The sequence below is a fragment of the Serratia sp. CY81684 genome (assembly GCF_052166595.1).
GTDB lineage: Bacteria > Pseudomonadota > Gammaproteobacteria > Enterobacterales > Enterobacteriaceae > Serratia > Serratia nematodiphila.
In genome coordinates this window covers 69,318-90,913 of the sequence record NZ_JBJNOO010000004.1, presented here as the reverse complement: position 1 = coordinate 90,913, position 21,596 = coordinate 69,318, and the positions used below count along the sequence as shown (strand labels likewise).

The window sequence follows — 21,596 nt, the reverse complement described above, 5'->3', positions numbered from 1 at the left end:
CGGTGATCGATGATGATGGCTACCGCCCGAATGTTGGTATCGTAATCTGTAATCGTCAGGGGCAGGTCCTATGGGCCCGCCGTTACGGTCAGCACTCCTGGCAGTTTCCCCAAGGTGGGATTAACCCTGGCGAAACTGCGGAGCAGGCGATGTACCGTGAGCTGTTCGAAGAAGTGGGGCTGAGTAAAAAGGATGTGCGCATCCTGGCTTCGACCCGCAACTGGTTGCGCTATAAATTGCCGAAACGTTTGGTGCGTTGGGACACAAAGCCGGTTTGTATCGGCCAAAAGCAAAAATGGTTTTTGTTGCAGCTACTGTGCAATGACGCTGATATCAATATGCAGCGCAGCAGCACGCCGGAGTTCGACGGTTGGCGCTGGGTGAGCTTCTGGTATCCGGTGCGCCAGGTGGTGTCGTTCAAACGCGACGTCTACCGCCGGGTGATGAAAGAATTCGCCGTGACCGTGATGCCGATGCAAGAGCAGGCGGCGCCGCGGCAGGCCCCCGCTTATCGCCGAAAGAGAGGTTAAGTTAAGCCGACTATGCTCACGCGCTTGCGAGAAATTGTAGAGAAGGTGGCCGCGGCGGCCAGTCTGACGGATGCGCTGGATCTGCTGGTCAATGAAACCTGTCTGGCGATGGACACCGAAGTGTGTTCCATCTACCTGGCGGACAACGATCGCCGCTGTTACTACCTGATGGCCACGCGCGGGCTGAAAAAGCCGCGTGGGCGCACTATCGCATTGGCGTTTGACGAGGGCGTCGTCGGGTTGGTCGGCCGCCGAGCCGAGCCTATCAACCTGGCCGATGCCCAAAGCCACCCCAGTTTTAAATACGTTCCGCAGGTGAAAGAGGATCGTTTCCGATCCTTCCTCGGGGTGCCGATCATTCATCGGCGCCAACTGCTGGGGGTGCTGGTGGTGCAGCAGCGCGAGCTGCGCCAGTTCGATGAAAGCGAAGAGTCTTTCATGGTCACCCTGGCCACGCAGATGGCCGGGATCCTGTCACAGTCGCAGCTCAACGCCATTTTCGGTCAGTATCGCCAAACGCGCGTGCGCGCGCTGGCGGCCTCGCCCGGCGTGGCGGTGGCGGAAGGGTGGCAGGACAGCAGCCAGCCTTCGCTCGATCAGGTTTACCGCGCGTCGACGCTGGACACCGCCAGCGAGCGCGAGCGCCTGACGCTGGCGCTGGAAGAGGCCGGCGCGGAGTTTCGCCGTTTCAGCAAGCGTTTTGCCGCCAGCTCGCAAAAAGAGAGCGCGGCGATCTTCGATCTTTATTCTCACCTGTTAAACGACGCTCGCCTCAAGCGCGAACTGTTCGCCGAAATCGACAACGGTTCGGTGGCGGAGTGGGCGGTGAAGCAGGTGATAGAAGCCTTTGCCGAACAGTTCGCCAAACTGCAGGACACCTATATGCGCGAGCGCGGCAGCGACCTGCGCGCGCTGGGCCAACGCCTGCTGTTCCACCTCGACGACACCACCCAGGGCGCCACCCAGTGGCCGGCGCGTTTTGTGCTGGTGGCAGATGAGCTGACCGCGACATTGCTGGCCGAAGTGCCGCAGGATCGCCTGGTCGGCGTGGTGGTGCGCGACGGCGCCGCCAACTCGCATGCGGCGATTTTGGTGCGTGCGATGGGCGTGCCGACGGTGATGGGCGCCGACATCCAGCCTTCTCTGCTCAGCCAGCGGTTGCTGATCGTCGACGGTTATCGCGGTGAACTGCTGGTCGATCCTGAGCCGGTGTTGGTGCAGGAATATCAACGGCTGATCAGCGAAGAGCTGGAGTTGAGCAAGCTGGCGGAAGACGACGTCGAGCAGCCGGCGCAGTTGAAAAGCGGTGAGCGTATCCAGGTGATGCTGAACGCCGGCCTCAGCCCGGAACATGAACAGCTGTTGGGCGGCCGAGTGGATGGCGTGGGGTTGTACCGCACCGAAATCCCGTTCATGTTGCAAAGCGGTTTCCCCTCCGAAGAAGAACAGGTCGCGCAGTATCAAGGCATGCTGCAGCTCTATCCGAGTAAGCCGGTTACGCTGCGCACCCTGGATATCGGCGCCGACAAGCAACTGCCCTATATGCCGATCAGCGAAGAAAACCCTTGCCTGGGGTGGCGCGGCATCCGCATCACTCTGGATCAGCCGGAGATCTTTTTGATTCAGGTGCGCGCCATGCTGCGCGCCAATGCCGGCACCGGCAACCTGGGTATTTTGCTGCCGATGATCACCAGCCTTGAAGAGGTCGACGAAGCTAAACGCCTGATTGACCGAGCCGGGCGCGAGGTGGAAGAGGTGCTCGGCTACGCGATCCCGAAACCGAAAATCGGCGTGATGCTGGAAGTGCCATCGATGATTTTCCTGATCCCGCATTTGGCCGGGCGCGTTGATTTCATCTCGGTCGGCACCAACGACTTGACCCAGTACCTGCTGGCGGTGGATCGCAACAACACTCGGGTCGCCGCGCTGTATGACAGTTTGCATCCCGCGATGTTGCAGGTGCTGAAATTGATCGCCGAGCAGGGGAAAGCGGCCGGGCTGCAGCTTAGCCTCTGCGGTGAGTTGGCCGGCGATCCCATGGGCGCGCTGTTGTTGGTGGGCATGGGCTATCGCAATCTGAGCATGAATGGCCGCAGCGTGGCGCGCATCAAATACCTGCTGCGACATATCGACCTGGCCGACGCCGAAATGCTGGCTCACCGGGTGTTGAACACCCAGATGACCACCGAAGTGCGCCATCTGGTGGCGGCGTTTATGGAGCGGCGAGGCATGGGCGGGCTGATCCGCGGGGGCCGATAACCGCCGCGCGGTGTGATTTTTTTACAGAACTTTTCCCGCCCTGCCGGACCGGACCGCGCTAAGCCTATGTTATGATGCGCAACCTCAGCGCGGCGCATGTTCGTCGTCTTGCAGATCGCAGCGGCAATGCTGCCGCTTGCAAGGCGCGGGATAATCTCCGCCGCCGCTTGGCACCTGCCGCCCCCGCATGGGGAAAAATAACAGACATGTTGTGGTGATAGATGAGCAATAGCTATCTGGCGTTTCCTAAATTTGATCCGGTCATTTTCTCCATTGGCCCGGTTTCTCTGCATTGGTACGGCCTGATGTACCTGGTCGGTTTCGTTTTTGCCATGTGGCTGGCGGTGCGTCGCGCCAACAAGCCGGGCAGCGGCTGGACCAAAGACGAAGTGGAAAACCTGCTCTACGCCGGCTTCCTGGGCGTATTCGTCGGCGGCCGCGTAGGCTATGTGCTGTTCTACAACCTGCCGCTGTTCCTGGATAACCCGCTCTATCTGTTCAAGGTCTGGGATGGCGGCATGTCATTCCACGGCGGTTTGATGGGGGTGATTCTGGTGATGTTCTGGTTCGCTCGCCGCACCAAGCGCACCTTCTTCCAGGTTTCCGATTTTATCGCGCCATTGATCCCATTCGGCCTGGGCGCCGGCCGCCTCGGCAACTTTATCAACGGCGAGCTATGGGGCCGCGTGACTACCGACACCCCTTGGGCGATGTTGTTCCCAAGTTCGCGCAGCGAAGACGTGGCTCTCGCCGCCGCCGATCCTTCCCTGCTGCCGCTGCTGAATCAGTACGGCGTGCTGCCGCGCCATCCGTCGCAACTGTATGAGCTGCTGCTGGAAGGCGTAGTGCTGTTTATCATTCTGAACCTGTTCATCCGCAAGCCGCGGCCGATGGGCGCCGTATCAGGCCTGTTCCTGATCGGGTATGGCGCATTCCGCATCATCGTCGAAGCGTTCCGCCAGCCGGATGCTCAGCTCGGCCTGTTCGACGGCGTGATCAGCATGGGGCAGATCCTGTCCATCCCAATGGTGGTGGCCGGTGTTATTATGATGATTTGGGCGTACCGTCGTCGCCCACAGCAACAAGTGTCGTGAGGGACAAATGAAACAGTATCTGGATTTGATGAACAAGGTGCTCGCCGAGGGCACCCCTAAAGCCGACCGTACCGGCACTGGCACATTGTCGATTTTCGGCCACCAGATGCGTTTCAACTTGCAGGAAGGTTTCCCGTTGGTGACCACCAAGAAATGTCATCTGCGTTCGATCATTCATGAGCTGTTATGGTTCCTGAACGGCGATACCAACATCGCCTACCTGCGTGACAACAAGGTCACCATTTGGGACGAGTGGGCCGATGAAAACGGCGATCTCGGCCCGGTGTACGGCAAACAGTGGCGCGCCTGGGGCGCAGCGGACGGCCGTCAGATCGATCAGCTGAGCAACGTGCTCCAACAGCTGAAGCAAGATCCGGATTCGCGTCGCATCATCGTTTCCGCCTGGAACGTCGGCGAGCTGGATCAGATGGCGTTGGCGCCGTGCCACGCGTTCTTCCAGTTCTACGTGGCGGATGGCAAGCTCTCTTGCCAGCTGTACCAGCGTTCCTGCGACGTCTTCCTCGGCCTGCCGTTCAACATCGCCAGCTACGCGCTGTTGGTGCATATGATGGCGCAGCAGTGCGATCTGGAAGTGGGCGATTTCGTCTGGACCGGCGGCGATACCCACCTGTACAGCAACCACATGGAACAGACTCAGCTGCAACTGACGCGTGAACCGCGTCCGTTGCCGAAACTGGTGATCAAACGCAAACCGGCTTCACTGTTCGATTACCGTTTCGAAGACTTCGAGATCGAAGGTTACGATCCGCATCCGGCCATCAAGGCGCCGGTCGCGATCTGACCTTAACCGCATCACACCAGGGGCGCAGCGATTGCGCCCCTTTTTTTATCCGCATTGCGTACCGCGCCGCATTTTTTTGTCGCGGTCTGCCGTCGTAGAGAAAACATTGCGCAGCTTGCCGCAGCGCTTGCGCATGTGGCTTTACCGCGTTGTTACGGCCCTTACACTGGCGGCATGAACGACAATACTCTCTCGAACATCGATGATCGCCAACGGGGCATGACGCTAATTGAGCTATTAGCGGCGATCCTGATCGCCGGCATGCTCACCGGCTGGGGCGTCGGGCAATGGCGCTATCATCAGCAAGCGCTGCGGCTGGAACACACGGCCCAACAGCTGCTGGCGTTTTTGCTGCGATTACAGGCGGACGCCAACTGGCGTAACCGCACGACGCTGCTGTGGTTCAAGAATGGCACGCCCTGGTGCCTGGGCGGCGGTGTGCCACCGACGGACTGCGCTTCCGCCGAAGGCTCCGTTTTCTTGCCGCCTTATCGTGACGTTGCGCTGAGCGGCTACTCCGGCAAAGAGATTGGGTTTTATGGTTTGCGCAATACTGCGCAGGCGGGGCACATCCTTCTCAGCAACGACGCAGGCAGCCTGCGGCTGGTGCTGTCCGGCCGTGGGCGGCTGCGTTTGTGCAGCGAAGGGCAGTGGGTCAGGGGCATTGCGCTATGTTGAATTTAGCACGCGGTTTTACCTTGCCGGAAGTGATGTTGGCGTTGCTCTTCGGCAGCGTCATCGTGCTCGGCGCGACAAAAACTTACCCGCTGTTACGCCAACAGAACGTGGCCGTCGGTCAGCACTTTCGGCTGGAGTCAACGCTGCGACAGCTGGCGTTCGGCATTGAGAAAGATCTGCGCCGCGCCGGTTTTTGCGCCGGAAAGTGCGCTGGCCGGCCGCTGCTGATAGGCCAGGCATCGGGAGAAGTGGCTGGCAGCTGCGTTATCGTTGCCTACGACATTGCTCGCAGCGGGCAATGGCTCACTTCGGGTGAGGATGCGGGCTATTTCGGTTATCGGCTACGCAATGGCGGCCTGGAAGGGCAGCGCGGCGTGAGCCAATGCGATGGCGGCGGCTGGGAGCGGCTACTCGATCAGGACGAAGTGCGCATTGAGCGGTTTCATGTGGCGATAGAGCGGGGCGATCACGGCGCGGCGTTGGCTCGCCTGACGCTGACGGGGCGCTCCGCCAGCGATACGCGTATCAGGCGTAGTCTGAGCGGGAGCGTCGAAATGGCGGCGCTGCCATGAACCGGCGAACCCAGCGAGGCGGTAGCACCCTGGCGGCGGTGATGTTGCTGTTGGCGCTGGGGCTGATGTTGCTCAATGCTCAGCATCGGCAATTGGATAACGCGCTGTTACTGGCCGCCGATCAGCAGCGTTACCTTCAGGCTTACAATCAGGCCGCTTCGGCGCTGAGTTGGGGCATGAGCCAGCGTTGGCCGCGCGCCGAGCTGAGTGCAGCGGCCTGGTTATGCAGGCAGCGCGTGGAACTGACGGCTTGCGCTCGGCTGTCAGCCAGAGCGGGCATGGTGACGATACGCGGCCTTGGTGAGATGCGCGGCGGTGAACCGGTATGGCTGTATCAATGGGGCACCTTTGACGGCGCGGAGGCTGCTGGCAAGTTGCAAGCACAGCCGGGCGGTCGGCTGGATTTTTGCCCCGAGAAAAGGTTGGCCGACTGTGACGGCTAACGCTCGGGCAGCGCGGATATCCCGCAACGGCTTTAGCCTGCCGGAAGTGTTGGTGGCGGCCTTGCTGTTCTCGGTGTCGCTGCTTGGCTTGTTACAGTATCATCAGGTGCTGTTGCAGTCGTTCCAGCGCCAGTGGCACTACCGGCAAGCCTGGGGGCTGGCGCATCAGCAGTTGGAGGCGTTTGCCGTCACCGGCCGGCTCGAGGCTGAACCGCTGCCGGAAGGGTGGCGGCGCGAGACGGCACTTGACGATGCGGGGAGTGATTGCCGCCGATTGGCGGTCAGGATCCAAACGCCGCAGCGGCAGTGGGCAACGCTGAGCCGCTGGTATTGCGCCCGTTTTTGAGCCGTATGTCTTTTGTTTTAAAGGAGTCTTCATGTTCACGGTTTATCATTCCAATCAGCTGGATTTGTTGAAAACGCTGACCAGCGCGCTGATAGCCAGAGATCCGTTGACCGATCCTTTTCAACAGGAGGTGGTGCTGGTGCAAAGCCCCGGTATGGCGCAATGGCTGCAGATGCAGCTGGCGGAACAGTTCGGTATCGCAGCCAATGTCGCGTTTCCGCTGCCGGCGACCTTCATTTGGGACATGTTCACCCGGGTGTTGCCGGATATTCCGAAAGAGAGCGCCTTCAGCAAGGATGCCATGACCTGGAAACTGATGTGGTTGTTGCCGGAGATGTTGACTCAGCCGGCGTTTGCGCCACTGCAGCACTATCTGACCGATGACGGCGACAAGCGCAAAATCCACCAGTTGGCCGGCCGGGTCGCCGACCTGTTCGACCAATATTTGGTTTATCGCCCGCAGTGGCTGGAGAGCTGGCAGCGCGGCGAGCGCATCGACGGTCTGGCGGAGGCTCAGCAATGGCAGGCGCCGCTCTGGGCGCGACTGGTGGAATACACGCGCGAACTGGGGCAGCCGGAATGGCACCGCGCCAATCTGTACAGCCGCTTTATCCACGCGCTGGAGCAGGCAAAAACATGCCCGCCCGGTTTGCCGCCGCGGGTGTTTATCTGCGGCATCTCGGCATTGCCGCCGATCTATCTGGAAGCGCTGCAGGCGCTGGGGCGGCATATCGACATCCACCTGATGTTCACCAACCCCTGTCGCTACTATTGGGGTGATATTCAGGATTACGCCTTTCTGGCCCGCTTGCAGAGCCGCAAGCGTCGTCACTACCACCAGGCTCGCGAGCAAGGGCTGTTCCGCGAGCCGGATGACGCGGCGCGCCTGTTTGACGCCGAAGGGCAGCAGCAACTCAGCAACCCGCTGCTGGCCTCCTGGGGCAAGCTGGGGCGCGATCACCTTTACCTGCTGTCGCAGATGGAAGGGGCGCAAGAGGTCGACGCCTTTGTTGATATCCCGGCCGATACCATGCTGCACGCCGTTCAGCGCGATATGCTGGAACTGGAAGACCATGCGGTAATCGGTATTACCGCGGAAACGCTGGAAAGCAGCTTCAGCAAACGTCCGCTTGATGAAAACGACCGCTCCCTCAGCCTGCACGCCTGTCACAGCCCGCAGCGGGAAGTGGAGGTTTTGCACGATCGGTTGCTGAGCATGCTGGCGCAGGATCCGTCGTTGACGCCGCGCGACATCATCGTGATGGTGGCGGATATCGACAGCTACACGCCTTACATTCAGGCGGTGTTCGGCAATGCCCCCGCCGAGCGCTACCTGCCGTTTGCCATTTCCGACCGTAAAGCGCGCCAGGCGCATCCGGCGCTGCAGGCGTTCATTTCACTACTCGATCTGCCGCAAAGCCGCTTTACCTCGGAACAGGTACTGGCGCTGCTGGAGGTGCCGGCCCTGGCCGCCCGTTTCGCCATTGGCGAAGAGGGGCTGCGCCTGCTGCGTCATTGGGTCGGTGAATCCGGCGTGCGCTGGGGCCTGGACGATGATAACGTGCGCGAACTGGATCTGCCCGCCACCGGCCAACATACCTGGCGCTTCGGCATTACGCGCATGCTGCTTGGCTATGCGATGGACAGCAATGCCGGCGATTGGCAGGGCATTTTGCCTTACGACGAATCGAGCGGGTTGGTCGCCGAACTGGCGGGGCAACTGGCAGACCTGCTGGCGCAGCTCAGCCACTGGCGGCAAATCTTGAGCGAAGCGCGCCCGCTCGAGGCGTGGCTGCCGCTGTGCCGCCAACTGCTGGATGCCTTCTTCGCAGCGGACAGCGACACCGAAGTGGTGCTGGCGCTGATCGAACAGCAGTGGCAGCAGGCCATTAATTTTGGCCTGGCGGCGCGCTATCCCGATGAGGTGCCGTTGACCATTCTGCGCGACGATCTGGCGGCGCGCCTCGATCAGGAGCGCATCAGCCAGCGCTTCCTCGCCGGGCAAATCAACTTCTGTACGCTGATGCCGATGCGTTCCATTCCGTTCAAGGTGGTGTGCCTGCTGGGCATGAACGACGGCGTGTATCCGCGCACGTTGCCGCCGCTGGGTTTTGATCTGATGGCGCAGCAGGTCAAGCGCGGCGACCGCAGCCGCCGCGATGACGACCGCTATCTGTTCCTGGAAGCGATTTTGTCCGCTCAGCAGCGGCTATATATCAGCTTCATCGGCCGTTCCATTCAGGACAACAGCCCGCGCTACCCTTCGGTGCTGGTCACTGAGCTGCTTGAGTACCTGGAGCAAAGCTATTGCCTGCCGGGAGATGAGGAACTCAGCGCAGACGATAGCGCCCGGCGGGTTGGTGAGCACTTGCTGAAGTGGCATGCGCGCATGCCGTTCGCCGCCGAGAATTTCTTGCCGGGCTCGGAGGCGCAAAGCTATGCCGCCGAGTGGCTGCCCGCCGCCGATGGTCGTGGTGCGGCGCATCCGGCGTTCAACCAGCCGCTGCCTGCCGAAGCGCTGCAGCAAATATCGTTGGATGAGCTGCTGCGGTTTTACCGCCATCCGATTCGCGCGTTTTTCCAATTGCGGCTGGGCGTCAGTTTTATCCTGGAAGAGACTGAGCTGCCGGACGAAGAGCCCTTCACGCTGGATAACCTCAGCCGCTACCAGTTCAACAGCCAACTGCTGAATACCCTGATCGACGGCGACGATCCCGAACGGTTGTTCCAGCGGGTGCGTGCCGCCGGCGGCTTGCCCTATGGCGCCTTCGGCGAGATCTATTGGCAAAAGCAGCAGGAAGAGATGAGCGAACTGGCCGAGCAGGTGCGTGCGGAACGCGCAGAGAGCCATAGCCTGGAGCTGGATATCGATATTGCCGGCGTACGTCTCAGCGGCTGGCTGCATCAGGTGCAGGATGACGGCCTGTTGCGCTGGCGGCCCGCTACGCTGTCGGCGGTGGATGGCATATTACTGTGGCTGGAGCACCTGGTGTACTGCCGCGCCGGCGGCACCGGCGAGAGCCGCATCTACGGCCGCAAGAACTCCGCCTGGCGCTTTGCCGCGCTGGCGCCTGAAGAGGCACAGGCGCAGTTGGCGGAGCTGTTGACGGGCTATCAGCGCGGTCTGAGCCAGCCGCTGTTGTTGCTGAACAAGAGCGGCTGGGCATGGTTGAGCCAGTGTTATCTGCCGGAAACGCAGCAAATCGACTGGAAGGAAGAAGCGCAAATTAAGGCACGCGCCAAATTGTTGCAGGCCTGGCAGGGCGATCAGCGCATTCCCGGCGAAGGGGAAGATCCCTACGTGCAGCGAGTATTCCGCCAATTGGATAATGAATACTTAGCGCAAATACTGGCCGAAACAGAGCGTTATCTGCTGCCGGTGGCGCGACATAACCTGGGGTAACAATCCCCCGGTGGTGCTGTACGGCGGGAGGTGGTAAAAATAACGAAGGTTATATTCAACCATTGGGGTGATTCCCGGTCTTACATAACGTACAGGCATATACACGCCGTGTTTCGGGCCGCCACATTGGCGAAGAACCCGGCGAGTACAGATTTGGTTATGTGGTTTTGATGCACGTCGCCAACGTCAGGGAGTGGGCGTGGCGACGTCAGAATAGGGGTTTATTTTGGATATGCGCAGACAGTTGGCCCGTATCACCGGGCTGGTATTATTGGCTATGTGTTGGGCACCGTTGAGTTGGGCCGCGCAAGGATGGCAACCGCTGACGGAGAAGATCAACAAGAGCGAACACGATCCGCGTCAGTATGAAGCGATCAAGTTGGCTAACGGCATGACGGTGTTGCTGGTGTCCGATGCCCAGGCGCCGAAATCGCTGGCGGCGCTGGCATTGCCGGTTGGGTCGCTCGAAGATCCGAACAGCCAACTGGGATTGGCACACTATCTGGAACATATGGTGCTGATGGGCTCCAAACGCTATCCAGAGCCGGAAAACCTGTCCGAATTCCTGAAAAAGCACGGCGGCAGCCACAACGCCAGCACGGCCTCTTATCGCACCGCCTTCTATCTGGAAGTGGAAAATGACGCGCTGGAGCCGGCGGTTGACCGCATGGCCGACGCCATTGCCGAGCCGCTGCTGGATCCGGGCAATGCCGATCGCGAGCGCAACGCGGTGAACGCCGAGTTGACGATGGCGCGTTCGCGCGACGGCATGCGCATGGCGCAGGTCGGCGCGGAAACCCTTAACCCGGCGCACCCGAGCGCGCGCTTCTCCGGCGGCAATCTCGATACGTTGAAAGACAAGCCGGACAGCAAGTTGCACGATGAACTGACCGGCTTCTATAAGCGTTACTATTCCGCCAATCTGATGATGGGCGTTTTGTACGGTAATCAGTCGCTGCCGCAGTTGGCTGGCATTGCGGCGAAAACCTTTGGCCGCGTGCCGAATCATGACGCCAGCGTGCCGCCGATCACCGTGCCGGCCGTCACGCCGGAACAGCAGGGCATCATCATTCACTATGTGCCGGCGCAGCCGCGCAAGCAGCTGAAGGTCGAATTCCGCATCGATAACAACAGCGCCGCGTTTCGCAGCAAAACCGATACCTACATCAGCTACCTGATTGGCAACCGCAGCAAAAACACCCTGTCTGACTGGCTGCAGAAGCAGGGGTTGGCGGACGCCATCAATGCCGGCGCCGATCCGATGGTGGATCGCAACGGCGGCGTCTTCGCCATCAGCGTTTCACTCACTGACAAAGGCCTGGCCCAGCGCGATGAGGTCGTCGCCGCCATTTTCAACTACCTGAAAATGCTGCGCAGCGAGGGCATCAAGCAGAGCTACTTCGATGAAATCTCGCATGTTCTGAACCTGGACTTCCGTTATCCCTCGATCACGCGCGACATGGACTATATCGAATGGCTGGTGGACACCATGCTGCGCGTGCCGGTTGAGCATGCGCTGGACGCGCCTTATCTGGCCGACCGTTATGATCCAAAGGCGATCGCCGAACGCCTGGACGCCATGACGCCGCAAAACGCGCGCATCTGGTTCGTCAGCCCGGATGAACCGCACAACAAGACGGCCTATTTCGTCAACGCGCCTTACCAGGTCGACAAAATCACGCCGCAGCGCTTTACGCAGTGGCAGCAGTTGGAGAGCGGCATTTCCCTGTCGCTGCCGGCGCTCAACCCGTACATTCCGGATGACTTTACCCTGACCAAGCCATCGCACGAGTTCAAAAAACCGGAAATGGTGGTGGATAAACCCGGCCTGCGCGTGTTGTACATGCCGAGTCGTTACTTCGCCGACGAGCCGAAGGCCGACGTCACCGTCGCTTTCCGCAACGCCAAAACCATGGATTCCGCGCGCAATCAGGTGCTGTTCTCGCTGACGGATTATCTGGCCGGCCTCGCGTTGGATCAGTTGAGCTATCAGGCATCGGTCGGTGGGCTGAGCTTCTCGACCTCGCCGAACAACGGTCTGATGTTTAACGCCAACGGTTTCACCCAGCGTTTGCCGCAGTTGCTGACGGCGCTGATCGAGGGCTATTCCAGCTTCACGCCGACGGAAGATCAGTTGGCGCAGGCCAAGTCCTGGTATCTGGAGCAGCTGGACGCCGCCGAGAAGGGCAAGGCGTTTGAGCTGGCCATTCAGCCGGTGCAGATGGTTTCCCGCGTGCCGTATTCTGAACGCAGCGAGCGCCGCGAAGTGCTGAAGACGTTAACGCTGAAAGACGTGCTGGCGTATCGCGACAGCCTGCTGGCCGAAGCCACGCCGGAGCTGCTGGTGGTGGGCAACATGAGCAAGCAGCAGGTCGACACGTTGGCGTCGACGCTGAAACATCGTCTGGGCTGTACCGGGAGCGAATGGTGGCACGGCGAAGACGTGGTGGTGGACAAGGAGCATCTGGCCAACCTGCAACAGGTGGGCAGCAGCACTGACTCGGCGCTGGCGGCGGTGTATGTGCCGACCGGCTACGACGAAGTGACCGGCATGGCCTACAGTTCGCTGCTGGGGCAGATTATTCAGCCGTGGTTTTACAGCCAGCTGCGCACGCAGGAGCAATTGGGGTACGCGGTCTTCGCCTTCCCGATGTCGGTGGGCCGCCAGTGGGGCGTGGGCTTCCTGTTGCAGAGCAACAGCAAACAGCCGGCCTACCTGTACCAGCGCTATCAGGATTTCTACCCGAAAACCGAGAAACGCCTGCGCGACATGAGCGAGGCGGACTTTGAACAGTACAAACAGGCGCTCATCAATGAGCTGAAGCAGCGGCCGCAAACCCTGAGCGAAGAGGCCAGCCGGTTCGCCAACGATTTCGATCGCGGCAACTTCACCTTCGATACTCGTCAGAAACTGATCGCGCAGGTGCAACAGCTGACGCCGGCCAAACTGGCGGATTATTTCCACCAAGCGGTGATCCAGCCACAGGGGCTGGCGGTGCTGTCGCAGGTTAGCGGCAGCGGGCAAGACAAGGCGGATTACGCGGCGCCTAAGGATTGGGTCACCTATCCGAACGCGTCTGCATTGCAGCAGATTTTGCCGCGTAAAGTGGCAACACCATGACGGAAATTGCCCCGCAGAGGCTGGAGCCGCTGTCGTTGCCGCTGTTCGGCGAACGCCTGATAGAAGCGTCGGCGGGCACCGGCAAAACTTTTACCATTGGCGCGCTGTATCTGCGCTTGCTGCTGGGGTTGGGCGGTGACGCGGCGTTTCCCCGCCCGCTGACGGTCGAAGAAATCCTGGTGGTGACCTTTACCGAGGCCGCCACCGAGGAGCTGCGCGGGCGCATCCGCGACAATATCCACGGGCTGCGCATCGCCTGCGTGCGCGGTAAAGACGCGGAATGCAAAAATCCGCTGTTTATCGCGCTGATGGAAGAAATTGACGATTTGAGCGACGCCGCCTCACAGTTGCTGGCGGCGGAGCGGCAAATGGACGAAGCGGCGATCTACACCATTCACGGCTTTTGCCAACGGATGCTGACGCACAACGCCTTCGAGTCCGGCATGTTGTTTGAACAAACGCTGGTGCAGGACGAGCTGCCGCTGCGGCGGCAGGCCTGTGCCGATTTCTGGCGTCGCCACTGCTATCCGTTGCCGCTGGGCGTGGCGCGTGCGGTCAGCCAGGAGTGGAGCGGCCCGGAAGCGTTGCTGGCCGATCTCTCCGGCTATCTGCACGGTGAAGCGCCGGCGCTGCGTCGGCCGCCGAAGGACGAAGAAACCGTCCTGATGCGCCACGAGCAGATCGTCGCGCGCATCGACGCCATCAAGGCGCAATGGCGGGCGGCGGCGGGCGATCTGGAGGCGTTGATCGCCCAGTCCGGCGTCGATAAGCGCAGCTACAGCAGTAAACACCTGCCGAACTGGCTGAACAAGATCGGCGAATGGAGCGGGCAGGAGACTCAGGACTACCAGCTGCCGAAGGAACTGGATAAATTTCGCCAGTCGGTGCTGCTGGAGAAGACCAAGAAGGGCGAGCCGCCGCGTCATGCGCTGTTCACGGCGATAGATGAGCTGTTCGATGAACCCTTGACGCTGCGCGACCTGATCATGGCGCGCGCGCTCAGCGAGATCCGCACCTCCATTCAGCAGGAAAAGCGCCAGCGCGCCGAGCTGGGGTTTGACGACCTGCTCAGCCGTTTGGACGGCGCCCTGCAAAGCGGCGGCGGCGCACAGCTGGCGCAGGCGATCCGCCAGCGCTATCCGGTGGCGATGATCGATGAATTCCAAGATACCGATCCGCAGCAATACCGTATTTTCCAAAAACTTTACGTCGGCCGGCCCGATTGCGGCCTGCTGCTGATCGGCGATCCCAAGCAGGCGATTTACGCCTTCCGCGGCGCCGACATCTTTACCTACATGCGTGCCCGTTCAGAGGTGAGCGCCCACTATACGCTGGAGACCAACTGGCGTTCGTCGCCGTCGATGGTCGCCAGCGTCAATCACCTGTTTTCTCAGGTAGAAAAGCCTTTCCTGTTTGGCCAGATCCCCTTTATTGAGGTTAATGCGGCGGAAAAGAACCAAGGGCTGGCGTTTGAATTGCACGGCACGCCGCAGCCGGCGATGCAGTTCTGGCTGCAGCAGGGGGAAGGCGTGGGTGTAAGTGATTACCAACAGCTGATGGCGCGCCTGTGCGCCACGCAAATTCGCGACTGGCTCAGCGCCGGGCAGCAGGGCCTGGCACGGCTGCAGAGCGGCAAGGCGTCACGGCCGGTACAAGCCTCCGATATCACGGTGCTGGTGCGCAGCCGCAATGAGGCGGCGTTGGTGCGCGATGCGCTGAGCGCGCTGTCTATCCCGTCGGTCTACCTGTCCAACCGCGACAGCGTGTTTGACACCCCGGAGGCCAAAGACCTGCTGTGGTTGTTGCAGGCGGTGTTGGCGCCGGAGCAGGAGCGTACGCTGCGCAGCGCCATGGCCACCGGGCTGATGGGGCTGGACGCGCCGACGCTGGACGGCCTGAGCCGCGATGAGCGCGCCTGGGACGCGCTGGTTAACGAATTCGACAATTACCGCACGCTCTGGCTGCGCCGCGGCGTGTTGCCGATGCTGAGCGAGCTGATGAAAGCGCGTCAGCTGGCGGAGAACCTGTTGGCCAGCGCCGGCGGCGAGCGTCGCTTGACCGACGTGCTGCATCTGGGGGAGCTGTTGCAAGAGGCGGCGGCGCAGCTCGACAGCGAGCATGCGCTGGTGCGCTGGCTGGCGCAGCAGATCGCCCAGCCCAATCGCCAGTCCGACAATCAGCAGCTGCGGCTGGAGAGCGACCGGCATCTGGTGCAGGTGATCACGATCCACAAGTCCAAGGGGCTGGAGTTCGATCTGGTGTGGCTGCCGTTCGTCGGCAACTTCCGCCAGCAGCAACAGGCGCTGTATCACGATCGCCACAGTTTCCAGGCGTTGCTGGATCTCGACGCCAATGAAGAGAGCCAGGCTTGGGCGGAGGAGGAGCGCTTGGCGGAAGATCTGCGTCTGCTGTACGTGGCGCTGACCCGCTCGGTGTACCACTGCAGCATCGGCATCGCGCCGCTGTTCCAGGGCACGCGCAAGAAACAGGGCGATACCGATCTGCACCGCAGCGCATTGGGTTATCTGGTGCAGGGCGGGCAGGCCGGCGACGCCGTGTATCTGCAGGAGCGGCTGCAGCAATTGGCGGGCGGGGGCATCGCGCTGTCGCTGGTTGAACCGCCGGACGAGGAACCCTGGCACCCTCAGGCGGCACTGGCCGAAGCGCTGGCGGCGAAAAGCTTTACCCGGCGGATCCAGGATTTTTGGCGGGTGACCAGCTATACCGGTTTGCAACAGCACGGCGCGAGCCTGATGCAGGATCTGCTGCCGCGTCTGGATGTCGACGCTGCGGGGGAGCGGAGTGAGGAGAGTGAGCCGGCGCTCACACCGCATACCTTCCCGCGCGGCGCGACGCCCGGCACCTTCCTGCACAGCCTGTTCGAAACGCTGGACTTCACCCAGCCGTTGGATGAACAGTGGTTGCTGGCACAGCTGCAACAGCAAGGATTTGCCGAACACTGGCAGCCGATTTTGCTGGCGTGGATGCAGGTATTGCTCAACACGCCGCTCGCCGACAGCGGCGTGACGCTGGCGGCGCTAACGCCGCAGCACAAGCAGGCCGAGCTGCAGTTCTATTTGCCGATCAACCGGCTGTTGCAGGCGAAGGAGCTCGATGCCCTGGTGAAGCGTTACGATCCGCTTTCCGCCCGCTGTCCGGCGCTGGATTTCCATCAGGTGCAGGGCATGCTGAAAGGCTTTATCGACCTGGTGTTCTGTTGGCAGGGCAAATACTACCTGCTGGACTACAAGTCCAACTGGTTGGGGGAAGACAGCAGCGCCTATACCCGGCCGGCGATGGAGCAGGCGATGGCGGAGCATCGTTACGATCTGCAATATCAGCTGTATACGCTGGCGCTGCACCGTTATCTGCGTCATCGGCTGCCGGATTACGATTACCGGCGCCATTTCGGCGGGGTGATTTATCTGTTCCTGCGCGGCGTGGATGCGGCGCACCCGGGCAACGGTATTTTCACCTGTCTTCCCGAGTTTGAGCTGGTGGCGGGGATGGATCGCTTGTTCAGCGGCGAGGCTGCGGCGACGGAGGATGGATCATGATCGCACTGCTGGAGCAGGCGGTGGCGCTTGGCGTGTTGCGCCCGCTGGACGTGCAGTTCGCCCGCGTGGTGGCGAACGAAGACGAGCCCGATATTTTGCTGGCCGCCGCCTGCCTGAGCGCAGAGGCAGGGGCCGGTCACGTCTGCCTGATGCTGGATCAACTGCAGGCGGACACCCTGTTTGAAGGGCGCCAGCCGGCGCTGGCGCTGGCGATGTGGGAAGCCGCCGGGCGACCGGATAGCGCGCGTTGGCAACAGCGTTTGGCGGCCAGTGCGGCGGTCGGAGACGGCAGCGGCGCTACGCCGTTGGTGCTGCGCGGGCCGCGTTTATATCTGCAGCGCATGTGGCAAAACGAAGGCGAAGTGGCGGCGTTTATCGGCGGTGAAGGCGAATCGCTGGCGGTGCCGGAGGCGGAGCTGCGTGCCATTCTCGATCGCTTGTTCGGCGCGGCGAGCGACGAGCCCGACTGGCAGAAAATCGCCGCAGCGGTGGCTGCCACGCGGCGCATTGCGGTCATATCCGGCGGGCCGGGCACCGGTAAAACCACCACTGTCGCCAAGCTGTTGGCGGCGCTGGTGCAGTTGGATGAAAGCGCGCGCTTGCGCATTCAGCTGGCGGCGCCGACCGGCAAGGCGGCGGCGCGCCTGACGGAGTCGCTAGGCAGCGCCAGCCGTCAGCTGGCGCTGGCCCCGGCGCAGCAGGCGCTGTTCCCGACGGAGGCGGCGACGTTACACCGCCTGTTGGGGGCGCAGCCGAACAGTCAACGCATGCGCTATCACCGCGGCAACCGGCTGCATTTGGATGTGCTGGTGGTGGATGAGGCCTCGATGGTCGATCTGCCGATGATGGCGTGCCTGATTGCCGCGCTGCCCGATCGGGCGCGGGTGATTTTCCTCGGCGATCGCGATCAGCTGGCCTCGGTGGAGGCCGGCGCGGTACTGGGGGACATTTGCCGTTTTGCCGAGCAGGGATACAGCGATGCGCGTGCCGCAGAGCTGAGCCGCCTGACCGGCTGTTCGCTCGCAGGGCGGCAGGCTGATGCGGAAGCGGCGGTGCGCGACAGCCTGTGTTTGCTGCGCAAGAGCTACCGTTTTGACGCTCGGTCCGGTATCGGTCAGCTGGCGTTGGCGGTCAACGCCGGAGCGGGGGAGCGCGCGCTGGCAGCCTTAAGCGGCAGTTTCGGCGATGTCGCGGGCTATGCGCTGGCGACGAGCGAAGAGTATCAGGCGCTGCTGGATGCCTGCGTGGCGGGCTATCGCGACTATCTGCGGCTGACTGCCGAAGGCGCGGATGCGGCGGCGGTGCTGGCGGCCTTTAGCCGCTTCCAGGTGCTGTGCGCGCTGCGTGAAGGGCCGTTTGGCGTTGCCGGCCTGAATGAACGTATTGAACTCGGGCTGCAGCGAGCCGGCTTGATCGACCGCAAACCGGGCGTGCTCGGCCGCTGGTATCGGGGGCGGCCGGTGATGATCGGCCGCAACGACAGCGCGCTGGGGTTATTCAATGGGGATATCGGCATTACGCTGCCGGATGAGCGCGGCGAGCTGCGCGTGCATTTCCAACTGCCGGACGGCAGCATCAAGTCGGTGCAGCCGAGCCGTTTGCCGGCGCATGAAACCGCCTATGCCATGACGGTGCACAAATCTCAGGGATCGGAGTTTGACCATACGGTGCTGGTGTTGCCGAATCACTTCCTGCCGGTGCTGACGCGTGAATTGGTCTATACCGCGATCACTCGCGCGCGTAAGCAGCTCTCGCTGTACGCCACGGAGGCGGTGCTGCTGCGGGCCATTCGTATGCCGACCCAGCGCCGCAGCGGATTGGCTGAACGGCTGCAGGCAACGGAATAAGCGTTGAAGGGGCGCGGCAAGGGCCGCGCCCACAGGGATTACAGATCCGCCAGCAGGATTTTGGAACGGCGCTGATAGTTGTACAGCGCCTGCTTTTGCATCGGCAGCACGTCGACCTCCGCCGGAGTGAAGCCACGCTCCTGGAACCAGTGGATGCTGCGGGTGGTCAGCACGAACAGCTTCTTCAACCCCATCTGCCGCGCCTGATTTTCCACCCGCTGCAGCAGCATTTCGCCGCGCGAAGAGCTGCGGTAATCGGGATGCACCGCCACGCAGGCCATTTCACCGATTTTTTCCTCCAGGAACGGGTACAGCGCCGCGCAGGCGATGGTCAGGTTGTCGCGTTCGATAATGGTGAATTTGTCGATCTCCATCTCCAGCTGTTCACGCGAACGGCGCACCAGAATACCCTGCTGTTCGAGCGGCCGAATGAGTTCCAGAATACCGCCGATGTCGTTGATCGTCGCCCGGCGCACCTGTTCGGCGCTCTCCATCACGATTTGGGTGCCGATGCCGTCGCGCGAGAACAGTTCCTGCACCAGCGCGCCGTCTTCCTGGTAGCTGATCAGGTGGCTGCGGCGCACGCCGCTGCGGCAGCCTTTCACCGCGCCGCGCAGGAAGCGCACGGTGCCGGAATGGTAGTCACCGCCTTCCTCCAGCTCTTCAAGGCGCTTCTGCGCGTCGTTGGGGAACAGCTCGGAAAGGATGTTGCCTTCCGCGTCGGTCACGCCCTGTGAGGAGCAGAAACCGATCATTTTTTCCGCCTTCAGCTTGATCGCCAACTGGGTGGCCACTTCTTCCGAGGTCAGGTTGAAGCTCTCGCCGGTGACCGAAACCGCGACCGGGCCGATCAGCACGATGGCGTTGCTGTCGAGCTGACGGTGGATTGCGTCTTCATCGATGCGGCGAATGCGGCCGCTGTGGCAGTAGTCGATGCCGTCATCAACGCCCAGCGGCTGCGCGATGATGAAGTTGCCGCTGACCACGTTAATATGCGCGCCCTGCAGCGGCGTGTTGTTGAGGCTCATCGACAGCCGGGCGGTGATGTCGAGCTGCAGCAGGCCGGCGGCCTGCTTGACCAGTTCGAGCGTATGGGCGTCGGTCACGCGGGTGTGTTTGTGGTAGATCGGCTCATAGTTATGCTGCGCCAGATTGGCGTCGATTTGCGGCCGCGCGCCGTAAACCACCACCAGGCGAATGCCCAGGCTATGCAGCAACCCGATATCGTTGACGATGTTGGAGAAATTCTCGTGTTCGATGGCTTCCCCGCCGAGCATGATGACAAACGTCTTGCCGCGGTGGGCATTGATATAGGGGACTGAGTGACGGAATCCTTGCACCAGCTCTGTACTACGTTCCTTCACGGCCAAACCTCTTTGCATATTTATACGATATTTTTGTATTTTTATTCTTTTATTGCGCCGATGGCAAGTGGGAAATCGTCATGAAGCGTGCGCTAAGGGCGCTAAATCGTTAATAAATTGAAAAACCATAAAAAGATTTTCTGATGACAGGGCTGGAATGATTGGTTAAAGTTTTCGGCATCCCCATTTCATTGGTGTTTTTTTCATCTGTTGTAAACAGCTATTACTGCCGGAGCCGCATGCCAAACGCTAATCACAATCTGGGCCGCCGTCGTTTATTACAGGGCGTTGCCGCCAGCTGGTTGCTGAGTGTGAGTCGTACGGGCTTCGCCGCATCATCGCACGTGATCGCCGTGCGCGTCTGGCCATCCTCCACCTATACCCGCGTCACGCTGGAATCCAACGTCGAGCTGAAATACAAGCAGTTCGCCCTGACCAATCCCGATCGCGTGGTGGTGGATATCGAAGGCGTTCACCTCAACAGCGTGCTGAAAGGCATCGCCGGGCAGGTGCGCGCCGACGATCCTTATCTCAAGCAGGCGCGCGTCGGCCAGTTCGATCAGAATACCGTGCGGCTGGTGCTGGAGCTCAAACAAAGCGTCAGCCCGCATATTTTCACGCTGGCGCCGGTGCCGGAGTATCGCAACCGTCTAGTGATGGATCTCTATCCGACCAAGGGCGGCAGCGGCGGCGAGGAATATGATCCGCTACTGGCGTTACTGGAAGATTACAACAAGGGCGATCTGGAGCGCACGCTGCCGCCGGAAGCGCCGCAGGCCGGCAAAGCGGGGCGCGATCGGCCGATCATCATCATGCTGGATCCTGGCCACGGCGGCGAAGATCCCGGCGCGATCGGCAAGTACAAGACGCGCGAGAAAGACATCGTGCTGCAGATTGCCCGCAAGCTGAGCGCCATGATCAAGCGCGAGCCGAACATGAAAGTGTTCATGACGCGTAATGAAGACGTGTTTATTCCGCTCAAGGTGCGCGTCGCCAAGGCGCGCAAGCAGCGTGCCGATCTGTTCGTTTCGATTCACGCCGACGCCTTCACCAGCCGCGCGGCGCGCGGGTCATCGGTGTTCGCATTGTCCACCAAAGGCGCCACCAGTTCGGCGGCCAAGTTCCTGGCGCAGACGCAGAATGCCTCGGACCAAATCGGCGGCGTCAGCAAGAGCGGCGACCGCTATCTCGACCACACCATGTTCGATCTGATCCAGACCGCGACCATCAACGACAGCCTGAAATTCGGCAAGGAAGTGTTGAACCGGATGGGCAAAATCAACCGGTTGCACAAGAATCGCGTCGATCAGGCCGGTTTTGCGGTGTTGAAGGCGCCGGATATCCCGTCGATCCTGGTGGAAACGGCGTTTATCAGCAACATCGAAGAGGAGCGCAAGCTGCGCACCAGCCATTTCCAGCAGCAGGTGGCGGAGTCGATTCTGGCGGGCATCAAGGCTTATTTCGCCAACGGCGGCGCGCTGGCGAGTCGATAACGGCAGGGCCGGGCGCGAGTCCGGCTGTTTTCGCGGATTGCAGATACAAAAAAACACCCGTCAGGGTGCTTATCTGTTGTCATCAAG

The 21,596-nt window shown here is 61.3% G+C and carries 14 protein-coding genes; 13 read left to right on the top strand and 1 reads right to left on the bottom strand.

The genetic code is table 11. The features are described from left to right. Positions 1-2 precede the first annotated feature (2 nt). The 12 genes from rppH (at position 3) to recD (ending at position 18,652) form a co-directional block, all read left to right on the top strand. A complete protein-coding gene (gene rppH / locus ACJ8QF_RS15460; protein WP_004931849.1) occupies positions 3-530 on the top strand; it encodes an RNA pyrophosphohydrolase in 528 nt (175 codons plus the stop codon). Positions 531-542: 12 nt separating this feature from the next. After that, entirely contained in the window at positions 543-2,789 is a 2,247-nt protein-coding gene (ptsP, locus tag ACJ8QF_RS15455; RefSeq protein ID WP_004931852.1) for a phosphoenolpyruvate--protein phosphotransferase, read from the top strand. Between the two features lie 221 nt (positions 2,790-3,010). Then, positions 3,011-3,883, top strand: coding sequence for a prolipoprotein diacylglyceryl transferase (gene lgt / locus ACJ8QF_RS15450; protein WP_019455719.1), 873 nt, complete (start codon positions 3,011-3,013; stop codon positions 3,881-3,883). Between the two features lie 7 nt (positions 3,884-3,890). Beyond that, the gene (gene thyA / locus ACJ8QF_RS15445) at positions 3,891-4,685 is read left to right on the top strand and encodes a thymidylate synthase (RefSeq protein WP_016929918.1); all 795 of its coding nucleotides are present in this window, start codon (positions 3,891-3,893) and stop codon (positions 4,683-4,685) included. Positions 4,686-4,859: 174 nt separating this feature from the next. Further along, complete coding sequence (locus tag ACJ8QF_RS15440; RefSeq protein ID WP_004931862.1) at positions 4,860-5,363, top strand: prepilin peptidase-dependent protein; 504 nt, start codon at positions 4,860-4,862, stop codon at positions 5,361-5,363. Then, positions 5,357-5,935, top strand: coding sequence for a prepilin peptidase-dependent protein (locus tag ACJ8QF_RS15435; protein ID WP_049186878.1), 579 nt, complete (start codon positions 5,357-5,359; stop codon positions 5,933-5,935). The genes ACJ8QF_RS15440 and ACJ8QF_RS15435 overlap by 7 nt, the downstream gene beginning before the upstream one ends. Next, positions 5,932-6,378 (top strand): YgdB family protein, encoded by a 447-nt coding sequence (locus ACJ8QF_RS15430; RefSeq protein WP_004931866.1) that lies wholly within the window; start codon positions 5,932-5,934, stop codon positions 6,376-6,378. The genes ACJ8QF_RS15435 and ACJ8QF_RS15430 overlap by 4 nt, the downstream gene beginning before the upstream one ends. Then, on the top strand, positions 6,368-6,724 hold the full coding sequence (locus ACJ8QF_RS15425) for a prepilin-type N-terminal cleavage/methylation domain-containing protein (protein WP_033645649.1): 357 nt from the start codon (positions 6,368-6,370) through the stop codon (positions 6,722-6,724). Before ACJ8QF_RS15430 ends, ACJ8QF_RS15425 begins: the two co-directional genes overlap by 11 nt. 31 nt (positions 6,725-6,755) lie before the next feature. After that, positions 6,756-10,127, top strand: a complete 3,372-nt coding sequence (gene recC / locus ACJ8QF_RS15420; RefSeq protein WP_197753863.1) for an exodeoxyribonuclease V subunit gamma — start codon at positions 6,756-6,758, stop codon at positions 10,125-10,127. Positions 10,128-10,359: 232 nt separating this feature from the next. Next, positions 10,360-13,248: a pitrilysin gene (ptrA, locus tag ACJ8QF_RS15415; protein WP_154871792.1), complete on the top strand. Its 2,889-nt coding sequence runs from the start codon at positions 10,360-10,362 to the stop codon at positions 13,246-13,248. Then, positions 13,245-16,805: an exodeoxyribonuclease V subunit beta gene (recB, locus tag ACJ8QF_RS15410; protein WP_442537667.1), complete on the top strand. Its 3,561-nt coding sequence runs from the start codon at positions 13,245-13,247 to the stop codon at positions 16,803-16,805. Before ptrA ends, recB begins: the two co-directional genes overlap by 4 nt. Continuing rightward, entirely contained in the window at positions 16,802-18,652 is a 1,851-nt protein-coding gene (recD, locus tag ACJ8QF_RS15405) for an exodeoxyribonuclease V subunit alpha (protein ID WP_442537666.1), read from the top strand. The genes recB and recD overlap by 4 nt, the downstream gene beginning before the upstream one ends. 38 nt (positions 18,653-18,690) lie before the next feature. Here recD and argA read toward each other — a convergent pair whose 3' ends face one another. After that, the gene (gene argA / locus ACJ8QF_RS15400) at positions 18,691-20,034 is read right to left on the bottom strand and encodes an amino-acid N-acetyltransferase (RefSeq protein WP_154747479.1); all 1,344 of its coding nucleotides are present in this window, start codon (positions 20,032-20,034) and stop codon (positions 18,691-18,693) included. 221 nt (positions 20,035-20,255) lie between these two features. Between argA and amiC the strand changes: the two genes are divergently transcribed. Then, positions 20,256-21,509: an N-acetylmuramoyl-L-alanine amidase AmiC gene (gene amiC / locus ACJ8QF_RS15395; RefSeq protein WP_342579297.1), complete on the top strand. Its 1,254-nt coding sequence runs from the start codon at positions 20,256-20,258 to the stop codon at positions 21,507-21,509. The last annotated feature ends 87 nt before the right edge of the window (positions 21,510-21,596 follow it).